We start from the raw sequence: 18,066 nt of genomic DNA, 5'->3' as shown, positions 1-18,066 counted from the left end.
GCGGATTCGAATCAGAGTGGTCGCGCGCAACGAAGCGAGCACGTCCGACCGTGGTTCGAATCCCGCCACGCCCGTTCTGCGAGGAGCGAACGGGCCCGGAATCAGCTAATCTGAACACGACCCGTTCTCCACCACAAATAGTAAAGTGGATAGGTTGATTCCACTATCGCATGAGCACGCTCCCAGATGGCGGACAGATCCACCTTCCTTCTCTTTCCCACCGGTTCTCTTCTAAGGAGGTTACGATGGATCTGACAATGTGTGGTCTTCTCGTTGATCGGGCCCAAGAGATCGCACAGCTGTATCAAGCCCATGAAAACTGGAACGAGGTAAAGGAGGTCTGGTTCGGCGAACGTCGTTCGGATCGCAGTACTCGGGGGAGTTCACAGAAGATCTTTCGAGTGCTTACTTCACGGTTCAAAAATGCGCCTTCGAGCCTCCCGAATCCGAGTGTTCTCCCGGCAGTGTTAGCTTCGTGTGGCACAACGCGGGACAAAGCCCAAGTCCTCTATCTGTATCTCGTCGCTGACGATCCACTCGTTCGCTACGTTGTCCATCAGTACGCGCAACGTCTCTCAACGAATCAGCAGAACCCGCTTGACTTCTCGAATGAAACACTCGCATCGATTCTCGATCAATTCGAGTACGCTGATGGTACCCCACTGGATTACGCCGACTCTACCCTCGAACGCTGGTATGAAGGGTTTAGATCCGTAATGCGAGATATCGGCGTTCTCGAGGAGCAACAGACGGTCGCTCAGCAACCACCCTCTCTCGGTGCAATTCCTCTTCTTGTCTCGATGGGGTATGCCTACGAAGAAGGCGATGACGACTGGTTTGAGTCGCCGATCGGACTGCTCTATCTGTTCCAGCCGAGCGATCGCTGGGACGAACTATACGACAGAGCGGCACGGACGGATGCATGGGAGTTTGTCGAGTTGCCTGGCGGTCTCCAACTTCGGCCAACCAGTGAGACGTACGGATGGGTTACCGGAGGTGAGTCAACGTGATGGATACCGCGAACTGGTTCGAGGACCTCCCGGAGGACTTCGAGGAGTCTGTCCGAATTGACCGCGAAGAGCAAACCCCGGGCGACCATCAACATCGGCGACAGGCAATCAAATCGTATCACGTAACTGCGGACTCCCGACGCTTCTTGGAGGACTTCATCGACCGGTTGCTCGGTGAGTCCGAGGATATGCGAACCGGCTCGAATTACTGGCTCTATGGATACTACGGGAGTGGGAAGAGCCACCTCCTTACTGTCCTTGACGGGCTGCTTGATACGAACTGGCTTGAAACCCGATACGAGGATATCTGGAATGATCTCACCACTGAAGGGGTGCCGGGGGATGCTCTTGCTGATCTTCGTGACCAATGGGAGCGAGTTCACTCCGCGTATCACGTTATCCCTGTCTCGATGAACCTCCTGAAATATCAGGGCCAGAAACAACGCAGTTTCAGTGAGATCGTTCTTCGACACGCTCACCAGAACCCGATACTGACAGGAGTATCAGACGACGTCTCGACGGGATTGTCTTCGCAGCTCGATGTCGCATATTTCGAGGACTGGTATCGAACGACCGAAGACTGGTCGAATCGACAGGAGCGGGCAGCCAGGGTTGTCAATGGAGTAACATCTGACGCTCCGCTGTATGATTGGGACGAAGACGATCTCTGGAACGATATCCAACAGTACAGTGCGCTGTCCGACGTCGTATTGCCTGCCTTATTTGAAGAAGTCACTGGGACTCGGGATGGCTACACTGATCTCCAGCCGTCGGATATTGATCCAGCAGAAGTCGTCAGCAGACTCGAAGCGCTTCGGCAGGAGCGCGAAGAAGCGCTCGGCGAACCCGTGAAGCTGGTATTATTACTTGACGAAGTGAGTCTCTTCATCGGGACGGATTTCGAGCGACTGACCGAACTTCAGACGCTTGCAGAGAACGTCGACGAAATCGGGGACGGCGATATCCAGTTAGTCGCAACCGCACAGGCAAAAATCGAAGACGTTCAGCCACAGTTTGCGGCACATGGCGCTGATTTCAGCATCGTCAAGGATCGATTCCCTCACCGATACCAACTCCCAAGCAAACACGTCGGTGAGATCGCCAAACGCCGACTCTTCCAGAAGTCAGAGCAGGGGTCCGACGCGGTTCGTCGAATCCTCGACGACGCCGATGTAAAACCGACCGAGTCGCTGGTCTACAATGAGATCAAACGGAATACCAAGCCCCCTCTTGACGAGATCGATGACGAAGAACTCGTCAAGTACTATCCGTTCCTTCCCTATCACGCGCCGCTCTTCCTGGAAATCCTGTTCAATCTGCGTCGTGAGGCAAATGATCCTGCAAAATCGATTTTCTCTGGGACGGCACGGGCCATCCTCGCGCTGATGCATGGATTGCTCGAGCGATGGGTGGATGAGTCCGAAGCGGATCACCTCATCTCGATCGTAGACTTCTTCGAGCTGATCAAGCCCGAGCTTCGGGAGATCCTTCCACAGGATATGCGCGTCTTGGAGGGAACAGACGAAACGACGGGTATCGTCGATGCAGTCAACGATAGTGATAGCGACGTGCGCGAGTTCGACCTCCGCGTTGCAAAGGCAGTGTTGCTGTTAAAACACGTGCCGGATATCGTTCCGCAAAACGAAGGGAACCTTGCCGTCGCGGTCATGTCTGATCTCAACGGGCAGTCCTGGATCAGCACGACTAACCGTGTCGAGGAATCCCTCGATCGACTCGAGAAATTCATACGACCGGCTCAGGAAGAGAGCGGTCCCCGCTATCGATTCGCAACGCAAGAAGAACGCACCATCTACGAGGAGACAGAGCAAAACGAAGCGAACCCAGATTGGGACGACATTCTTTCGACCCTCGATGAACACCTCTGGGAGCGGATCACCCAAGACCTCTCTCTCCCGGAGTCTGTGCCATATGGTGAGTCCGGTGATGAATACCCGGTCTCGTATCATTTCCGCGTTGACGATATCGGTCTCGAAACGAGTCTCGAGACGGACGGTGGACTTGATGTCGATGTGACGATCCAGGGACTTCGTCCGAATGCTACTGAAGAGAGAATGGACGAGGAGACACTCTACTGGGACATCGACACAGACGGAATCGAGGACTTGCGCAACAGTTTGATCGAGTGGTGGGCCCTCCGCGATGCGATCGCTAGTCACGATGCCCCGCCAGCAGTCAACCAGGATCTCGAACAGCGTGCGAACGCTGTCCGGAGCAAACTGGAGAGTGCAATGGGACGCGGCTCGTTCACGGTCAAGGACCGATCTGATATCGAATCTCTGTCGAGCGCAGTTCAGACGGCCGTCGATATCTCGTACCCCGACGATTTCCACCCGATGATGCTCCAGGTCAACGAGGAGCGACTCCAAGAATTACGCGAGCTCGATAGTACGGAGCCGCTCCCGACGTGGGCGCAAAAAATTCAAGTGCCTACATCGAATGACGAAACGAGCGAAGGCCAGCAGACGATCCAGCGAAACGTGATGGCTCTCGTTGGGCGACAGCTGAAGGATCGGGAGAGTGGACTCAAGATGACCACTGTTCTCGACGGTGTCGTCGAAGAGAAACCGTTCTACGATGACGCCCGGCCTGCTCTCTGTGCGATCATCTGGGGGTTCTGCCGAAACGGACGGCTACTTCCGATCGACGAAAACGGGAACACCCTCGAAGATGAGGCCGTACTCGATCTCGACAATGTAGCGACGACGATGCTCAAACTCCTCCCACGCAAACCGCTCGGGAAACTTCTGGAGGATGGCGGTTTCAAGGAGACGACCGAAACCGTCGCTGACGGACTGATTCACCTTCAGGAAGCCAATCAGCGAATTAACGCGAAGCTCAGTGGCCTCCGCGAAGACGTAACTCTAGTTGCCGATACCGACGTGCAAACGGCGGTCGTCACAGAGTTGCTGGAAGCGTTCGCTACGAATTTAGACGATCGCATCGCGGCAACGGAAGATCGCCTAACGACAGTGAAGTCCCAAGGAGATGGGATCGAGGACGTGATCGAGCAGACGAACGCCACGGATGAGTGGCTTGCCGAGGTAACCGACGTATGGAATCGCCGACTGTCTACCCTTCACCGTCTCGATGCGCTGCTGGTGATCGGAGAGCGGGAATTTGACTGGATCGACGAGCAGGCACAACAAGCGCTCGAAGAACGCAGGAGTGCAATTGTGACCTATGATGGTGACTGGTGGACGACGGATGGTTGGAGTACGTTCTCCGAGCAATTCGTTCCAGATCCGCTTCCCGAACTCGAACGGGCGTGGGCGTCGTTCACGGACGAGAAGCAACTGACCGATCTGATCGAGCGGATCGACGACCATCTGTGGATTGTACCGGCGACCGATCTCCCGGCTGGCGTCCATAGAGCCTTCGAAGAAACGTATATCACACCGATGCGCCAGTGCAAGCAGTGGTACCAGTCGATCGATTCCGCGATCACGACGCTCGGTGGTGATGGCGGCGCAGAAGGGTTCATCGACGCTGCTGATACGATCTCGGATCTGGAATCGCTCGAAATGGCCGTCGAACCGGATCCCCAGGAGTTAGCGACCCGACTCGACACCCTTTCTTCGATAGTCGAGACTCGTGGGCCGTCAGATGTCGATCGGATCGGGATCGTTCCCGACGACCGTCAGAAACTGAACCAACGTCTCCAACGTCTCGTAGAAGACGGTGAACTCGATATCAGTGACGTCGATGAGGGGGTGATCATTCGATGAGCGAAACGACGAGTGCGTCACCGTATCGCTCGTTCAAGGAGAAGCTGTGTACCTTCGCCCGTGGTCAGCGTGGGATTCGGAACCCGTTCGTCATTGCCGCTGTCGATCCCGCAGTCGAACACCGGACAGCAAAGCGTCTGGAAGCCTGGGCAACCACTCCGGCCGAAGCACCAGCGATTCCCGACGGCGTGACCGTCCAACCGATCTGGCTCGACGAATTGCTCCCCAAGACTGACGTGTACAAACTTCTCGTCGATCTCGGTGAACCGCTTTCCGAGTTCGAGGATGAGGTCTCCGCCGGAGAACGCATCGAGGAGACGATGCAAGACCGCCTTGCCGCGGAACTCGTCCAACAAATACTCGAAGAGGCGGTCGCCGAAGAGAAGGTGAAGACACAGAGTCACGTACTGCTCCTGCTTAACCTCGGAAGCCTGTACCCCTTCAGTCGTGCGTCAGAACTCCTCGACGAACTCGACCGGCGAAACGTCAAGTCCACCATCGGTATTCCCTTCCCGGGTGACGTTGTCGGCGGGAAATTGAGCTTCTTCGGCGGCCCGTCACGACACTACTACCCAGCCCATCAGATCAATAGTCCGATCCGGGAGGTGCATCTCCAACGATGACAATCAGTGATCTCTTTCATAGCGATCCGACGCGACCACTCGAAGAGGTACAGAAGGTCAACGCCCGTGAACGAGCCGAGACTGACGTCAGAGAGTTCTATGAAACCGACAGTGCGAAACGGGTTCTTGAGGAGCTCGGCGACGTCGTCGAAACCCATCCGAGCGAAGCCGAACGCTTCCTCTACATGCATGCAACGTTTGGATCGGGGAAGACACACCTTCTGAAACTCGTCGGCTTCCTCGCCGACGACGACTCGGAATTCGCATATCTCGGGGATCAACTCGCCGACCAGTGGCCGGGCTTCGACGAACTCCAACGCGCCATCAGGGACTCTCACGTCGATCGTTTGAAGCCGGTTTTCCTCAATTTGCTCGACCGGGATGCCTCGAAAGAGCCGCCGTTGCCGTTCATGATCTTCGAGGCTATCGGTCGTGAATTGGGATATCGAACCGACCCGAACTGGTTGCTTGAATGGGCGTGGACGCTCGATATGGAGTACGACGGTGTCTGGGACGCGCTCCAAGAGTTCGAGCATCAGGGGAAGACGTTCGAAGACGTGCACAACGAGCGTGCGTCCCTCCGCAGTTGGCTGTACGAGGCGTTGCCGGCAATGGCCGAAACGACCGGGACGGAACTGGACACCCGAGAGGGAGTGAAGGCCTCTATCGAGGCCGCAGAAGACGATGTCGAACCGGAGTCATTCGACGCCGACGAACTCGTTTCCCGTGTCGAGACGGCGACTAATGCACTCAACGACGGCAGTACACGAACGGAACTGTTGCTCGGCCTCGACGAGGTCGCGCTGTTCGTCGGTGACAGCAGTCACAGATACCGGGAGTTCGAAGAAACGATGGAGGCGCTGCAACGTGGACCGAATCCGGTCGTCGTCACGACGGGGCAGTACTCGCTTCCGGATACGCGCCAGCAACTCATCGGTGAGCCACCGGCGGATCACTGGACCCATCAGCAAGTTCGCCTCGAAGGCGCGGACACGGAAATCATCGTTCGAAAGCGTTGGCTCCAGAAATCGACGCCTGACGGCGAGGACACTGTCACGTCGCTCTTGCAGTCGATGCCGGATCTCTCACTTGAGACGTACGCTTCGGTCGCCAGTGCCGATCCTGATCCCGTCGAGTCATACCCGTTCCGGGAATACGATCTCACACTGCTCCGATCGGTGATGCAGACGCTCATCACCCAGGGTCGGACCACCGATAGAGACTACATTCAGGGCCGGGCACTGCTCGTGCTGGTCCGGTCGCTGTTCACCAAGTTCAGCTGGTCGTCGAAGGAAGCCGGTCGGATCGTCCCGTGGGACGTCCTGTTCGATCTCCTAGTCGAAGAGACGACCTACGTGCCGTTGTGGGTTCAGGAGATGATCGACAATACGCTGATTCCGACGTTTGACGGTGGCGAAGACGTCTGGGAGGTACGTCTCTCGAAAGCGCTCTATCTGCTGAACCAGGCTGGTGGCGTCCCATCGACTCCGGAAAACCTCGCCCGGTTAATGATCGACGACGTATCGACGTCTCTCGATGACGTCGTCGAAGAAACGCAATCCGGTCTGGAGACGCTCGTGAAGAAGCAGAAGGTCCTCACCGAAACGACTGATCAGGGAGACGAGGTCTACACGATCGTCTCCGAAGAGCAAGAGAGCATTCTCAGCCGCGCTCAGGACAAAGCTGGCGAGATCTCGCCCCATCAGCTGTCAGCATGGCTGGAAACGCGATTACGGGAGAACGACGACTTCTTCCACAGCGACGGGACCCGTCACGAGGTCGATATCGGGGACCAGCGTCTCGTTCCGCTCCGATACGCGTACTCCATTCTCGAGCCCGTCGGCCGGACGTCTATGCACGAATACGACTCCCTGAATGTTCGCGTCCTCGCTGAGGATTCCGAGACGGTGACCGAGCAAGTCGAGATCTGGCAAGACGCGAACGACCACCACGACGCCGGTGAGCACATTCTGATTACGATCGACGTGCCGGAGACGCTGGTCGATCGGATACGGAATTTCATCGGGATGGAGAAAGTGCTCGACACGGAGACCGAATCTCACGAGGAACTCGAGCGCGAACATCGGGCCGATCGGCGTGAAATCGAGTCGTCCATCGCTACGATCCTCGATGACGCAACCGTCTATACCGTCCACGGCCAGCGTGGTGCACGTTCCAGCGTTCTGGAACAAGTCGTCGAAGATCAGATCGAGTCGGTCTTCGGTGCGTCCCGAAAGACGTTGACACAGCCGCTCGTGGAGGTAGACGACGCGAAGGCGATGGCCCAGTTCTTCCGCGGCAGTGGCGAGTGGCCCCTTTCGGATGCAGATGCCGCACTGCTCGGCGTTGACACGAATAACAGAGAGATAGCTGACACGGGCTGGTGTCACGATTTCATCGAGAAATACGAATCGCAGAAGGCAGTAGACGTCGAGACGGTACTCCAGCAAACGCGGACGGCGAACGGCGATTACCGCGGAACGCCCCGCAAGTCGATTGCAGCCCTACTCATCACACTCGCTACGTCGAACAAACCAGTCGCCCTCAAACGGGACACCGAATACGTGACTGATCCGGCTGCGATCGGCCGACAGGTTCGCACGAAAGGAGGGCTGACGTCGTTACAGGTTCGGTTCGACGTCGAGATATTCGACCAACAGACGGTGAAGGATATCGTCACTGCCGTTCTCGACGAGGAGCCAGCCGGGGATGGGCCAGACGAATGGTTGGCAGAACTCGGTGCGTGGGTCTCCCAGAACAGTGCGACGGTGAAGCGAACTCTGAAGGGCGTCTCCCGGGAGTTCGACGTGACACTCGATGCGTTCGAAGAGACGATCGATCCCGCCCTTGCTGGTGAGGATCTCTCTACAGCTGATCTCGATACTGACGGTGATCTCGAGAAGACGCTTGAAGAGGCTGAAACGTTCGCAAATGCCCGGAAACTCTTCGGCATCGTGGACGAGGGGGCAACGCTGTGGGAGCAGTTTGCCGACGAACTGGGGACGATGGAGGCACTGTACCCGAGCGCCTCGATCACCGCCCGTATGGAAACAACGGCCGAGAGTGGCACTGTCCCCAGCGTTGCGACCGTTGAGTCTCGAATCCAAGACGCCGAAACCCACCGCGTGGACGAACTCTCGACGCAATACCGTCGCATTACTGGCGAGGCAATCTCCGCTTCTGCCCCGAGTGAGGTCTGTGATGCTCTCACGGACTGGCTTCGGTCGAACGAAGCGTCGGTTCGGAGCATTCTCGACGTGGCGACGGGGGAGTTCGATGAACTCGTCTTCGATGATCTCGAAGCGGTGTTCGAGATGGCGTGGGAAGAAGAACAGGTGACGGAAGCGACATTGATTGACACGACGGTCGATCAACAGGCAGCGGCCTACGAGCGCGCCCGAGAACTGTTCGCCGCTACTGACGGTGACAGTCTCTGGTCGCAGTTGCAGGAAGCTGGAAGGCAGCTTCGAGACGAGCATCCGGACTCACCGACAACGGAAACCGTCGAGACCGCACTGTCGTCTTCTCGACCGCCAACGAAACAGCGGGTGCGACAACTCATCGAGCAGGCTGAAGATCCGAAACCGCCGGATGCAGATGACGATGCCTGGGCGGAACTCCAGTCTGTTGCCGAAGAACTACGACACGAATTACCGAACACAGATGTGACCGACGAAGTCACCGATGTCGTCGATTCCGACGAGCGGCCGAGCGAAGAGCGCGTGAACGAACTCCTGTCGGAGTCGAAAACTGTACTGGATCGGATTCGAGATGTGCAAGAGCGTCTCGATACGTTGGAGTCGGGGAGCGTTGTCCTGATCGAGGAAGAATAGCACAGTAATCCTGTTTCCCCTGCGCGAGATCATCCTCAGATCCTTCCACCCCAGGAATGATAGAAATCACTTCGTTCTATAATGCCACCAGTAAGATATCCGACTGGCTGTCTCAAATCACGAAAGCTATTTATAATTCCTTTGCGTGAAATGAGACTATATGATGTCGAAGAGTCAGCTTCAACTTCTCTCATATCTCTTAGGGACAGCCGACTCGGAACTGTCGGTTACGTCGCTTGCTGACTCGCTCGATTGGAGCCCCGGGCATACGTCGCGCGTTATTTCCGAGCTGAAAGCATGGGGGTGCGTCCGAACTGAAACGCAGGGACGACGAAAGGTCGTCGTCCCGACTGATATTGAACCGGTCGAAGAACTCGAAGCGCTCCTCACAGAGTATAGTCACGTGGACTTTCCCCAGCTGATCGCTGGCTCCGGACTCCAAATCCTCTACTATCTCGACCACAGTCGGACAGCGACTGAGATCGCCGAACACAGTACGGTTAGTCGGGCGACGGTGTATCGCCGGTTGGATGATCTCCAGCAGGTTGGTATCGTCGGCAAATCCACATCCCAGTACCAACTCAACGACCCATTTCGGACACTGTCGTCGATAGCCCGCGGGTTGTATCACCACCGACATCGTCGTGAAGCCCAGCGCCATACCGGGAAGATCAGCATTCACTGGGAAACACACGACGAGTACCTCTTCACGTGCGATGGTGACATCGAGGCCGATGGATTCCATCTGACTGGCCCAGCGCGCTTCGAAGCGTTCGACGTCCCGCTTCTCACCCGAGAACAACGGCAGTACATCCGTTCGGATCGGCTTGCCGACGTCACGCCAGCAGATCTGATCTGTCACACCTTGCTGGTCGATGATGGACCTCGATACCGAACCTACTGTCTGCTGTTGATGGAAAAACAGGCTGTCGAGCCCTCGGCGTTGCAGGACCGCGCTGCTCACTATCAGCCCGAAGCGGCACTCGACGTGCGTGCTGTCGTCGATGAACTCCTCGAGTATCTGGAGACGGACGGCGAGGTGACCACTGATCAGCTCCCCGAATGGGAAGAGTTCAAGCGGACAGCCGCAGAGTATGACATCACCCTATGAGTGAGCGTTCCAGATTCGGTCGGCACTACATCGAGACCGAACTCCAGACGATCGCGGAGCAACTCGAAACGAGCGTCAAGGCGTATCTCGTCGGTGGCGGGGCGATGTCGCTTCGGGACCTCAAAGAGACGACCAAAGACGTCAAACTACAAATGCACGGAGTGTGACCGGCAACGACGCTTCTCAAGCAAGGTGAGGAGGATTCGCTCCGAGCAACGTAGCGACAGCTGATGGGGTCACACTACACGATGTCTGAACACGTGACTTCCACAGAACTAAGAAACTAATACAGGATGCGCTCTTGAAGAGACCCCGGTGACCTACCAGTCAAACGCCCATGTAGTTGTATGGCCTGCTTTTCAGTCATATTTGTGATGGTATCAGTTACGATTCGACAAATTCGCTTGTTACTGGCTGACGGGGATAGATCTTTAGCAACCTCACGGAAGGGGTTTGGAACGATATCCGTGTCTTCCCCATCTGTAGGATCGACTGCATTAAAGAGGATATCAAAAAGGTTTCTAATAACCTCTCGCTGCCCCCGTTGTTGTGCTCTCAGAGCCGTATCTTCAATAACATAATATACAGTCATATGTTTTAATAGAGAGACTTCATTCATGAGTTCATCATCTATTTGGAGGTATGGCTCACTGGGATCATGATCTTGAAGATATACCCCACCTTTTTCTTTCCCAATGTACCTCTGGATGAGTGTGGAGGAGACATAATCGAGGGTACGTCTTTCCTCTCTCGTTCCTTTGAATGGTGAGAGGAGAGTACGACCGCCTTGATTACGTAGCCAATCAAGAATATCTTCCCCTTCTGGCACTGGAATTCCTAATTCATCCTCTACATCTGTTAGGAAATTCTGTCGTTCTGGAGTACCTTCAGAAAGGAGCTGTTCTAATGGTAGGATTCCGGACCGATAGAAGTCCTCCATATCATGTACTGCGTAGGCTAAGTCATCAGCCCAGTCCATGATGGCTGCTTCAGCGCTTTGCCGTTTATCCACGGGTTCCAAGGCACGTGCCTCTTCAAATTCGGGACGTTCGCTTTCATAGACACCCCATTTTTCATGTTCGTTTTGCCCCCATCGGTTCTCACCCATGCCTTCGTCGCCACGCATCCAGGGATATTTTAATATCGCATTCAGGGAGGCCAGAGTGAGATTTAGTCCTCGATCGCAGTCGTTATGCGGCGCGATATTGGTGACAATGCGAAAGGACTGGGCGTTCCCCTCAAAACCTTCCTCAACCCCCCTGTCCCGTACCTGTCGATCAAGTTCTTTCTCTGCAATGTGGCCGAATGGAGGGTGACCTATATCGTGTGCCAGTGCAGCCGTTTCTGTGACATCTTCGTCAACCTCGAGACCATGTCGGATCTCGGACGCTGATTTATCGGGGAGATATTCTGCTATCCGTCGTCCGATTTGGGCGACTTTCAACGAATGACTCAGTCTATCATGGTACGTATAGGACTCTTCAGCTCGAGCCACTTGCGTTATACCAGACAGTCGTCGAAATGCTTGCGTATACAAAATTCGGTCACGGTCACGTTGAAAGGGCTCCCTCTGGTCTCGTTTCGGAGACTTCTCCACCCTCTTTGTTCGAGGCGGATTCTGGGACATGTGATGCGAGAATTACGCAGGCGCTGAAGAAGGAGCAGACTCAGCTTCGTATCGGCGATCAATAGTTATCGTAACAAGATCTTGGTTCCGCATTTCACGAATGACCTTTTGCATTTCGTCCCAGTCGTACCCCAGTTCCTGAGCCAATTGTTCATGGCTCATTGGCCCTTTCGACGACAATATCTGGAGAACCTTACGTTGGACTTGCGGATCAAGATTAGAGCTTTCCATGTCTCCTATCTCGTCCTAGATTCCCCCCTCACAAATAACTTCATCCTCATTCGTCCGCTCGATATTTAATGCTACAGAGGAGGGTTCTACAACAAAGGTCTACTGAGTGAGTGACCACCCTCTCTATCTCGCACGTCGATTTTAATCGATCTACAATCCATCATATTAGACATACAAACTCTTGGGTTGATCCCGATCTGCTGGTGGGTGAGATCCAGTATAACTAGCGCGATCGCCAGGCCGATATCTTCGCCAACCTATAAGGGTCTCGTCTGATTCGGATAGGGCATACGGACCTCCTATGGCAAGCGATTCTCTCTCCCAACGGAAGGCGCAACTGGACAAAGCAGAGCGCGAACACCTCGAGGATGTCGTCGCGGACATGCGCGAGCGCGTCGAGCAGAACGTCGAGTTCCAGCTCACCCAGAAGGGGCTCGACGAGGAACCGGACGAGCCTGAAGCACTGGACGAGGACATCCAGGAACTCGTCGAGGCCATTCAACTCGAAGCGGTCGATGGCCACACCTGGGACGAAGCGTTCGCGGAGTACGTCACGGGCGTCGGCTACACGATCGTCAATCGACTCGCTGCGCTCCGGACGATGGAAGTCCGGGACTTCATCGACGAGGAGGCCACCGTCTTCAAAGAGAACGGCCTGACGCCTGCTGCCGAGACGCTCGTCCACGAGGAATTTCTGCTGGAGGACGAGGCGATTCTGACGGCTTACCAGAACAAGTGCGAGGAACTGGGAAAGGACATCGAGATCTTGTTCGATACCGACACGCCGTACAGTCTCGTCGATCCGGACGTCGATACTTACGAAGACCTGGCTGGAATGCTGGATGAGGTTCCCGATGAAGTCTGGCGGGCTGACGACGTGCTCGGGTGGGTCTATGAATACTACAACCGGCCCGTCGTTGAGGCCCTTGATGCCAAGAACACGCTCGAGCCGGGAGACGTCGGCCCGGCGAACCAGTTCTATACGCCCCACTGGGTCGTCCGGATGCTCACCGACAACTCCCTGGGGAAGCTCTATCTTGAAGCCACGGGCAAGGAAGACACCGTTCCGGAACCCGAGGCGCTCTCTATCGACGAGCGCAAGGAACGAGCCACGACGCCCGAGGCCGCCCCGGACGTCCCCAGCATCGCCACGTACCTCATCCCCGACGACGAGGACCAGGCGGCCCCCGAGTTCGACGATCCGTCCGAGCTCCGGATCATCGACCCGGCGTGTGGCAGCGGGCACTTCCTACTGTACGCGTTCGACATCCTCGAGCGTATCTGGTGGACCGAACGCCCCGACGTTCCCCGGGAGGACGTCCCGGCGAAGATCCTCGAGAACAACCTCTACGGGGTGGACATCGACCTCCGGGCAGCCCAACTCGCGGCGTTCAACCTCTATCTGAAGGCCCGCGGTCGTGCCGAAGCGGAGGGCGCAGACGACTTCCAGATGCCCAACGTCGGGATCGTCACTGCGGACAACCGCGTCGCAGAGATCGAGGAGGCGAAGGCGGTGCTCGACGACATCACTGGCGAGGGAACCGACCTTCGGGACGCCCTCGATGAGATCATCGAGACGTTCCAGACGACCGAGGCCCTGGGGAGTCTCCTCGACGTGCAGGGAACCCTCGAGGAGGCGTTCGATTCGAGTAAAACGCAATCTGAACTCACCGACTATCACGAGGCTGCCCATCAGTCGTTGCATTCCTTTTTGAAGGCCCTGCAACGGGCCGTCGAAGAGCAGACGTCGGACTCATTTGGCGAGCAGAACCTCCGGAGTTTCCTGCACCTGCTGGTGGTTTTGACGCAAGACTATGATGTGGCGTTGATGAATCCGCCGTACGGGTCGCGGGGGAGGATGCCAGAAGAAGTACGGGAATACGTTAAGTCTAATTATAAGTATAGTCCCCAATATTATATTAACTTCTTTGAAGTTGGTGATTATCTTACAAAGGATGCAGGGCGTGTTGGTATGCTGGTCCCACGTTCGTTCCTCTTTAGTCAAACATTTGAACCATTCCGAGCCGATTTTATCGGAAAGAGAGGATCATTTGACTTCCTTTCTGAATTCGGATATGGAATCCTAGATAATGCGACTGTTGCCACCGTAGGAACAGTAGTCCGTAAAAGCTCAAAACAACAAGAAATTGGCACATTTATTCGCTTGCACGATGTAGAAAAATCGAATAAAGAGACAAAATATCTTCAATCAGCCTTCGGGGTGTCTGACGACGATATACAACGATATTTTGAGGTTGAAATGTCCGAATTTCATTCTGTCCCAGGTTCTTCTATATGCTATTCACTCCCACCAGAAATTCGAAAGTTACACGATACAAATCTAAAAATTGATCCAACAGTTCCTGGGATAGAAGGGGAAGGCATTGGAGATGTAAAGGTCGGTTTACAAACAGGAAATAATGATCGGTTTATCCGCAAGCAGTGGGAGATTGCTGATAAGCAATTTAAGCCGTTCACCAACGCAGGTGGAGATGTTTGGATACGTCCACAAGTGGATGAGGTAATTAATTGGAGTGAAAATGGTGCACAAGTCGCCCGTTCTTCAAGTGCTGTCCTCCGTAATATGGATTATCAGACGAGGGAGGGACTTACTTGGGCATATATCAAAAGGACTGGACGTCGATTTGGCTACTATCCAAGTGGAGGTTATTTCGGGCATGCAAGCAATATGCTATTCCCTGAAGAAGGGGTCTCTGCATGGGTCCTACTTGGGGCATTAAATTCAGATTTATTCCACAGCCTGGCACTCTCCTTGACACCGGGACGGAAGTGGGAGTCTGGTTATATCGGTATGCTTCCCTGGTTTAGGGAGCTTGAAGATAGTGAATCTATCAGGAAAAAATCACGGGAGCAGCATACACTTTTTATCGAACAACGCGTCCATGACTTCAGGAGTCCATTTTATATTGGGCCGGAATTACTCCCAAATTCCGCCGCTTCTGGCTTTTTCCACTCTAACCATGATCATATAGAATCAATCACCGAAACTCCTGAAGAGCTATTTAATACTGGAGATGCCGAAAGTTCTCTTCTAGAACTCGCACGAAAAGCGCAGAAATCCGATCTCACTCAGCGAAAAGAAATCGAAAAGCTTGCAGAAGAGATAGATCGAGAGGTTCAGTCGATCACATCGGATTAGAGGAAGTGTCTGCTTGGGTATGGTGTGAAGCCTACCGAAGCAGACAGCGAGATAGAGGAAGAGCACCTGCTTAATTTTGTCGTCAACAGTCTTGATGAGGAACTGGCAATAGATCTCGGCGAGAACGTCGAAGTCACCACGGAGAAACTATACGAGGTCCTCGCCGGCGCCAGCGCCGGCGGGACCTCGATCAATCACGTCTGTGAATCGACCGCTGACTCACCGCACGCTAACACCGTTCGGGGACATCTCACAGACCAGTTCGACCTTGATATTGTTGAGGCGGTTGGAGACACGCTCTTGCAACGAGATGCGCTTGAGACACTGCCGGATCGACCGGTGGAGGTCGTCGCCGACCTCCACCTCGATCCCTACTACGGTGACGAAGACGAGACAGAAGCGCTGTACTTCTCGGAGGCGAAACGGGGAACAACGACGTTTCACGCGTATGCGACGCTCTACGCGCGGGTACGTAACAAGCGGTACACGCTGGCGGTGCGCCAGCTTGTCGCTGGCGACACCACCAGCGATGTCCTCACTGAGTTTCTCGAACTCCTCGACGGCCTTGACCTCGGCGTCAAGGCCGTCTACCTCGATCGCGGTTTCTACAACAGCACCTGTCTCGGACTGCTGTACGCGCACAACTACGCCTACGTGATGCCGATCGTCGAGTGGGGCGAGACGATTCAACATGAGCTCAGCACAGGCTGGAGCCGCGAGATCGAACACAATCTCGCCGGCGAAGTGACCTTCCCCGTGTTCATCGACTGCGTCTACCAACAGGGACGATACGACGAACACGGGGTGGCGCGTCACGGCTACGCCGCTGACGCGCCGTTTATCGACACGCCACGGGATGCGCGAGAACACTACAGCAAGCGCTTCGGCATCGAGTCCAGCTACCGCTTAGCCAGACAGAGCCTCGCGTTCACCAGTTCTCAGGACGCTGGACTACGGCTGGTGATGTTTGTCGTGAGTCTGCTGCTCCAGAACAGCTGGCGGTATCTCCACTGGAAGTACGTGGCGGCGCCCCGCCGCGGGGGGCGCCGCCTCTGGAACTGGCCGTTCACGGAGTTCTGTGAGATGGTGCTGCGGGCCGCTTGGACAGCGCTCGGTGTGCGCAGGGCTGTTCCAGCGAACCAGTCACTCGACGACCGGTTCTTCCGGTAGCTGTCCACTGGTCTGGACAGCGATCGTGAGTGGCGACACTGTCGCGTCGGCGGCGGTCCGCCGCCGACAGCGACTCCTCATCACCGAGACTCACCGTTCGTCCTACTTCGAGACAGTCCAAGCACAGACCAAACAGATTCAGCGCTTACTGAACGGGATTATGCGGCTGTCGATGTGATCGACTGAGGTTTCAGAAACGCTGGGTATTGGGGAAGAGACACGTAAAGCGATTAAGCAGGAAATATGGCTCAGGACTGTTGAACAACCAGATGACCGCAAAGTATCAAACCCCAATGACGTGTCCGACCGTCCTGATAACTTCCCAGGAATGGTGAAAGACCTCCTCCTCCATCTTACACTCCGGACCGCCAACGAAGCCGACGACGGCATCGTCCCGATCTCCGACGTCGAAGGTGAAGCCAACCTCCTCACCCATCTCGAAGCCGAGTTCGAACGCATCTGGGGCGAGTACGCTGACGCCCGCCTCGCCGAGGTCGATCAAGTCCTCGGCAATCAGACCGCGGACGAAGAAGCGTATCCGAACCTCCGGCAGTGGCTCGAAGACGACCTCTTCGAGTACCACGTCTCGAAGTTCGACCGCACGCCGATCCTCTGGCGGTTCACCACCGAGCGACTCGTCTCCGATCCTGAGGGGGAGGGCTTCGCCTGCCTGGTGGACTACCACCAACTCGATGCGAACGTCTTCGACCGCCTCCAGAACCGTTATCTGGAACCGCGGAAGGCCCTGCTCCGAGAACGCCGGAGTGCGGCCAACCGCCGCCGGAGCGACGACTCGCTGTCGGCGTCCGAGCAGTCCGAAGCCGCTGCGGAGTACGCTCGCTGTGAGAGTGGGCTGGAGCAGATCGCCGTCTTCGAAGATCGACTGGCCGAACTCGCCCAACCCGACCCCCGCGAGTGGCCCGCGGAGAATCAGGAGCGTGCCGCGGAGGCCGCCGAGCTAGTGGCCAACTTCAGAGCGCAGACGGCCGAGCGACTCGAGACACTGGATCAACTCGCTGCTCTTGAGGACGTAGACATGGAGGATCTGTTCAGTCCGTCGTTCTACGAGACGGTTGAGGAGAACCGCGAGGAGTGGATCGACGCCCTCGAGGATCTCGAAAGCGCCTTCGAGGCCTACGCGAATGATGGCTCCGAGCCAGTCGAGGCCCACCTGTACGACCTCTTCGAGTACTACGAGGATCTGGTCGGCTCGAGTCACTACGCCAGCAACGGCATCCTGTTCATGACCTACTACTTCGACAACTTCGAGGAGCCGGATCAAACGAGCCTCGGCGAAAACGGTGTGTCCCGTCGCCAACAACTGATCTCCGAGCTGGCGAGTGGCGTCGATGACTATCAGGATCTTGCAGACGATATCAAAGAGGTATCCGAGGCGATGGCGAGTGATATTCCATCTGACTGGGCTGACCGCGCCTTGTCGGAAATCACGACCGCGGGCTACCAGCCCAACCACAAACACGGCGTCGAGATCAATGTCACGCCGCTGGCCGACGCCGAGATTGTTCCGGAAACTGTCGATGATCAGGTCTTGTAA

General features: G+C 55.8%; 12 protein-coding genes. 10 read left to right on the top strand and 2 right to left on the bottom strand.

Annotated features, from left to right (window positions below; all coding sequences use genetic code 11):
- Positions 1 to 170: 170 nt before the first annotated feature.
- The 6 genes from HSR122_RS06890 (at position 171) to HSR122_RS06865 (ending at position 10,490) form a co-directional block, all read left to right on the top strand.
- The gene (locus HSR122_RS06890; RefSeq protein WP_229112052.1) at positions 171 to 1,010 is read left to right on the top strand and encodes a BrxA family protein; all 840 of its coding nucleotides are present in this window, start codon (positions 171 to 173) and stop codon (positions 1,008 to 1,010) included.
- Complete coding sequence (locus HSR122_RS06885) at positions 1,010 to 4,756, top strand: hypothetical protein (RefSeq protein ID WP_229112051.1); 3,747 nt, start codon at positions 1,010 to 1,012, stop codon at positions 4,754 to 4,756. The genes HSR122_RS06890 and HSR122_RS06885 overlap by 1 nt, the downstream gene beginning before the upstream one ends.
- Positions 4,753 to 5,379: a BREX protein BrxB domain-containing protein gene (locus HSR122_RS06880; protein ID WP_229112050.1), complete on the top strand. Its 627-nt coding sequence runs from the start codon at positions 4,753 to 4,755 to the stop codon at positions 5,377 to 5,379. The genes HSR122_RS06885 and HSR122_RS06880 overlap by 4 nt, the downstream gene beginning before the upstream one ends.
- Positions 5,376 to 9,212 (top strand): hypothetical protein, encoded by a 3,837-nt coding sequence (locus HSR122_RS06875; RefSeq protein ID WP_229112049.1) that lies wholly within the window; start codon positions 5,376 to 5,378, stop codon positions 9,210 to 9,212. Before HSR122_RS06880 ends, HSR122_RS06875 begins: the two co-directional genes overlap by 4 nt.
- 403 nt (positions 9,213 to 9,615) lie before the next feature.
- The gene (locus HSR122_RS06870) at positions 9,616 to 10,323 is read left to right on the top strand and encodes a winged helix-turn-helix domain-containing protein (protein WP_229112048.1); all 708 of its coding nucleotides are present in this window, start codon (positions 9,616 to 9,618) and stop codon (positions 10,321 to 10,323) included.
- On the top strand, positions 10,320 to 10,490 hold the full coding sequence (locus tag HSR122_RS06865) for a hypothetical protein (RefSeq protein WP_229112047.1): 171 nt from the start codon (positions 10,320 to 10,322) through the stop codon (positions 10,488 to 10,490). The genes HSR122_RS06870 and HSR122_RS06865 overlap by 4 nt, the downstream gene beginning before the upstream one ends.
- 116 nt (positions 10,491 to 10,606) lie before the next feature.
- Here the strand turns inward: HSR122_RS06865 and HSR122_RS06860 are convergent, their stop codons facing one another.
- Positions 10,607 to 11,950 (bottom strand): deoxyguanosinetriphosphate triphosphohydrolase family protein, encoded by a 1,344-nt coding sequence (locus tag HSR122_RS06860; protein ID WP_229112046.1) that lies wholly within the window; start codon positions 11,948 to 11,950, stop codon positions 10,607 to 10,609.
- A 12-nt stretch (positions 11,951 to 11,962) separates the two neighbouring features.
- Positions 11,963 to 12,181 (bottom strand): hypothetical protein, encoded by a 219-nt coding sequence (locus HSR122_RS15020; RefSeq protein WP_394355545.1) that lies wholly within the window; start codon positions 12,179 to 12,181, stop codon positions 11,963 to 11,965.
- A 301-nt stretch (positions 12,182 to 12,482) separates the two neighbouring features.
- Here HSR122_RS15020 and pglX point away from each other — a divergent pair, with 301 nt between their 5' ends.
- The 4 genes from pglX (at position 12,483) to HSR122_RS06840 (ending at position 18,066) form a co-directional block, all read left to right on the top strand.
- Positions 12,483 to 15,341, top strand: a complete 2,859-nt coding sequence (pglX, locus tag HSR122_RS06855) for a BREX-5 system adenine-specific DNA-methyltransferase PglX (RefSeq protein ID WP_229112045.1) — start codon at positions 12,483 to 12,485, stop codon at positions 15,339 to 15,341.
- A gap of 24 nt (positions 15,342 to 15,365) precedes the next feature.
- Positions 15,366 to 16,511, top strand: a complete 1,146-nt coding sequence (locus tag HSR122_RS06850; RefSeq protein WP_229111900.1) for an ISH3 family transposase — start codon at positions 15,366 to 15,368, stop codon at positions 16,509 to 16,511.
- 25 nt (positions 16,512 to 16,536) lie between these two features.
- Positions 16,537 to 16,689, top strand: coding sequence for a hypothetical protein (locus HSR122_RS06845; RefSeq protein ID WP_229111901.1), 153 nt, complete (start codon positions 16,537 to 16,539; stop codon positions 16,687 to 16,689).
- Between the two features lie 150 nt (positions 16,690 to 16,839).
- Positions 16,840 to 18,066 carry a hypothetical protein gene (locus HSR122_RS06840; RefSeq protein ID WP_229112044.1) on the top strand — a complete coding sequence of 409 codons (1,227 nt, stop codon included), beginning with the start codon at positions 16,840 to 16,842 and terminating at the stop codon, positions 18,064 to 18,066.

Origin of the sequence: Halapricum desulfuricans (assembly GCF_017094525.1) — an archaeon.
Taxonomy (GTDB): domain Archaea; phylum Halobacteriota; class Halobacteria; order Halobacteriales; family Haloarculaceae; genus Halapricum; species Halapricum desulfuricans.
Note: the sequence above shows the minus strand (reverse complement) of the source record. Positions and strands in the feature narration are given on the sequence as shown.

Bases quoted from the DNA above. Each gene is read 5' to 3' on its own strand.
- HSR122_RS06890 (WP_229112052.1), top strand. From the start codon at position 171: ATGAGCACGCTCCCAGATGGCGGACAGATCCACCTTCCTTCTCTTTCC.
- HSR122_RS06885 (WP_229112051.1), top strand. From the start codon at position 1,010: ATGGATACCGCGAACTGGTTCGAGGACCTCCCGGAGGACTTCGAGGAG.
- HSR122_RS06880 (WP_229112050.1), top strand. From the start codon at position 4,753: ATGAGCGAAACGACGAGTGCGTCACCGTATCGCTCGTTCAAGGAGAAG.
- HSR122_RS06875 (WP_229112049.1), top strand. From the start codon at position 5,376: ATGACAATCAGTGATCTCTTTCATAGCGATCCGACGCGACCACTCGAA.
- HSR122_RS06865 (WP_229112047.1), top strand. From the start codon at position 10,320: ATGAGTGAGCGTTCCAGATTCGGTCGGCACTACATCGAGACCGAACTC.
- HSR122_RS06860 (WP_229112046.1), bottom strand. From the start codon at position 11,950: ATGTCCCAGAATCCGCCTCGAACAAAGAGGGTGGAGAAGTCTCCGAAA.
- HSR122_RS15020 (WP_394355545.1), bottom strand. From the start codon at position 12,181: ATGGAAAGCTCTAATCTTGATCCGCAAGTCCAACGTAAGGTTCTCCAG.
- pglX (WP_229112045.1), top strand. From the start codon at position 12,483: ATGGCAAGCGATTCTCTCTCCCAACGGAAGGCGCAACTGGACAAAGCA.
- HSR122_RS06840 (WP_229112044.1), top strand. From the start codon at position 16,840: ATGGTGAAAGACCTCCTCCTCCATCTTACACTCCGGACCGCCAACGAA.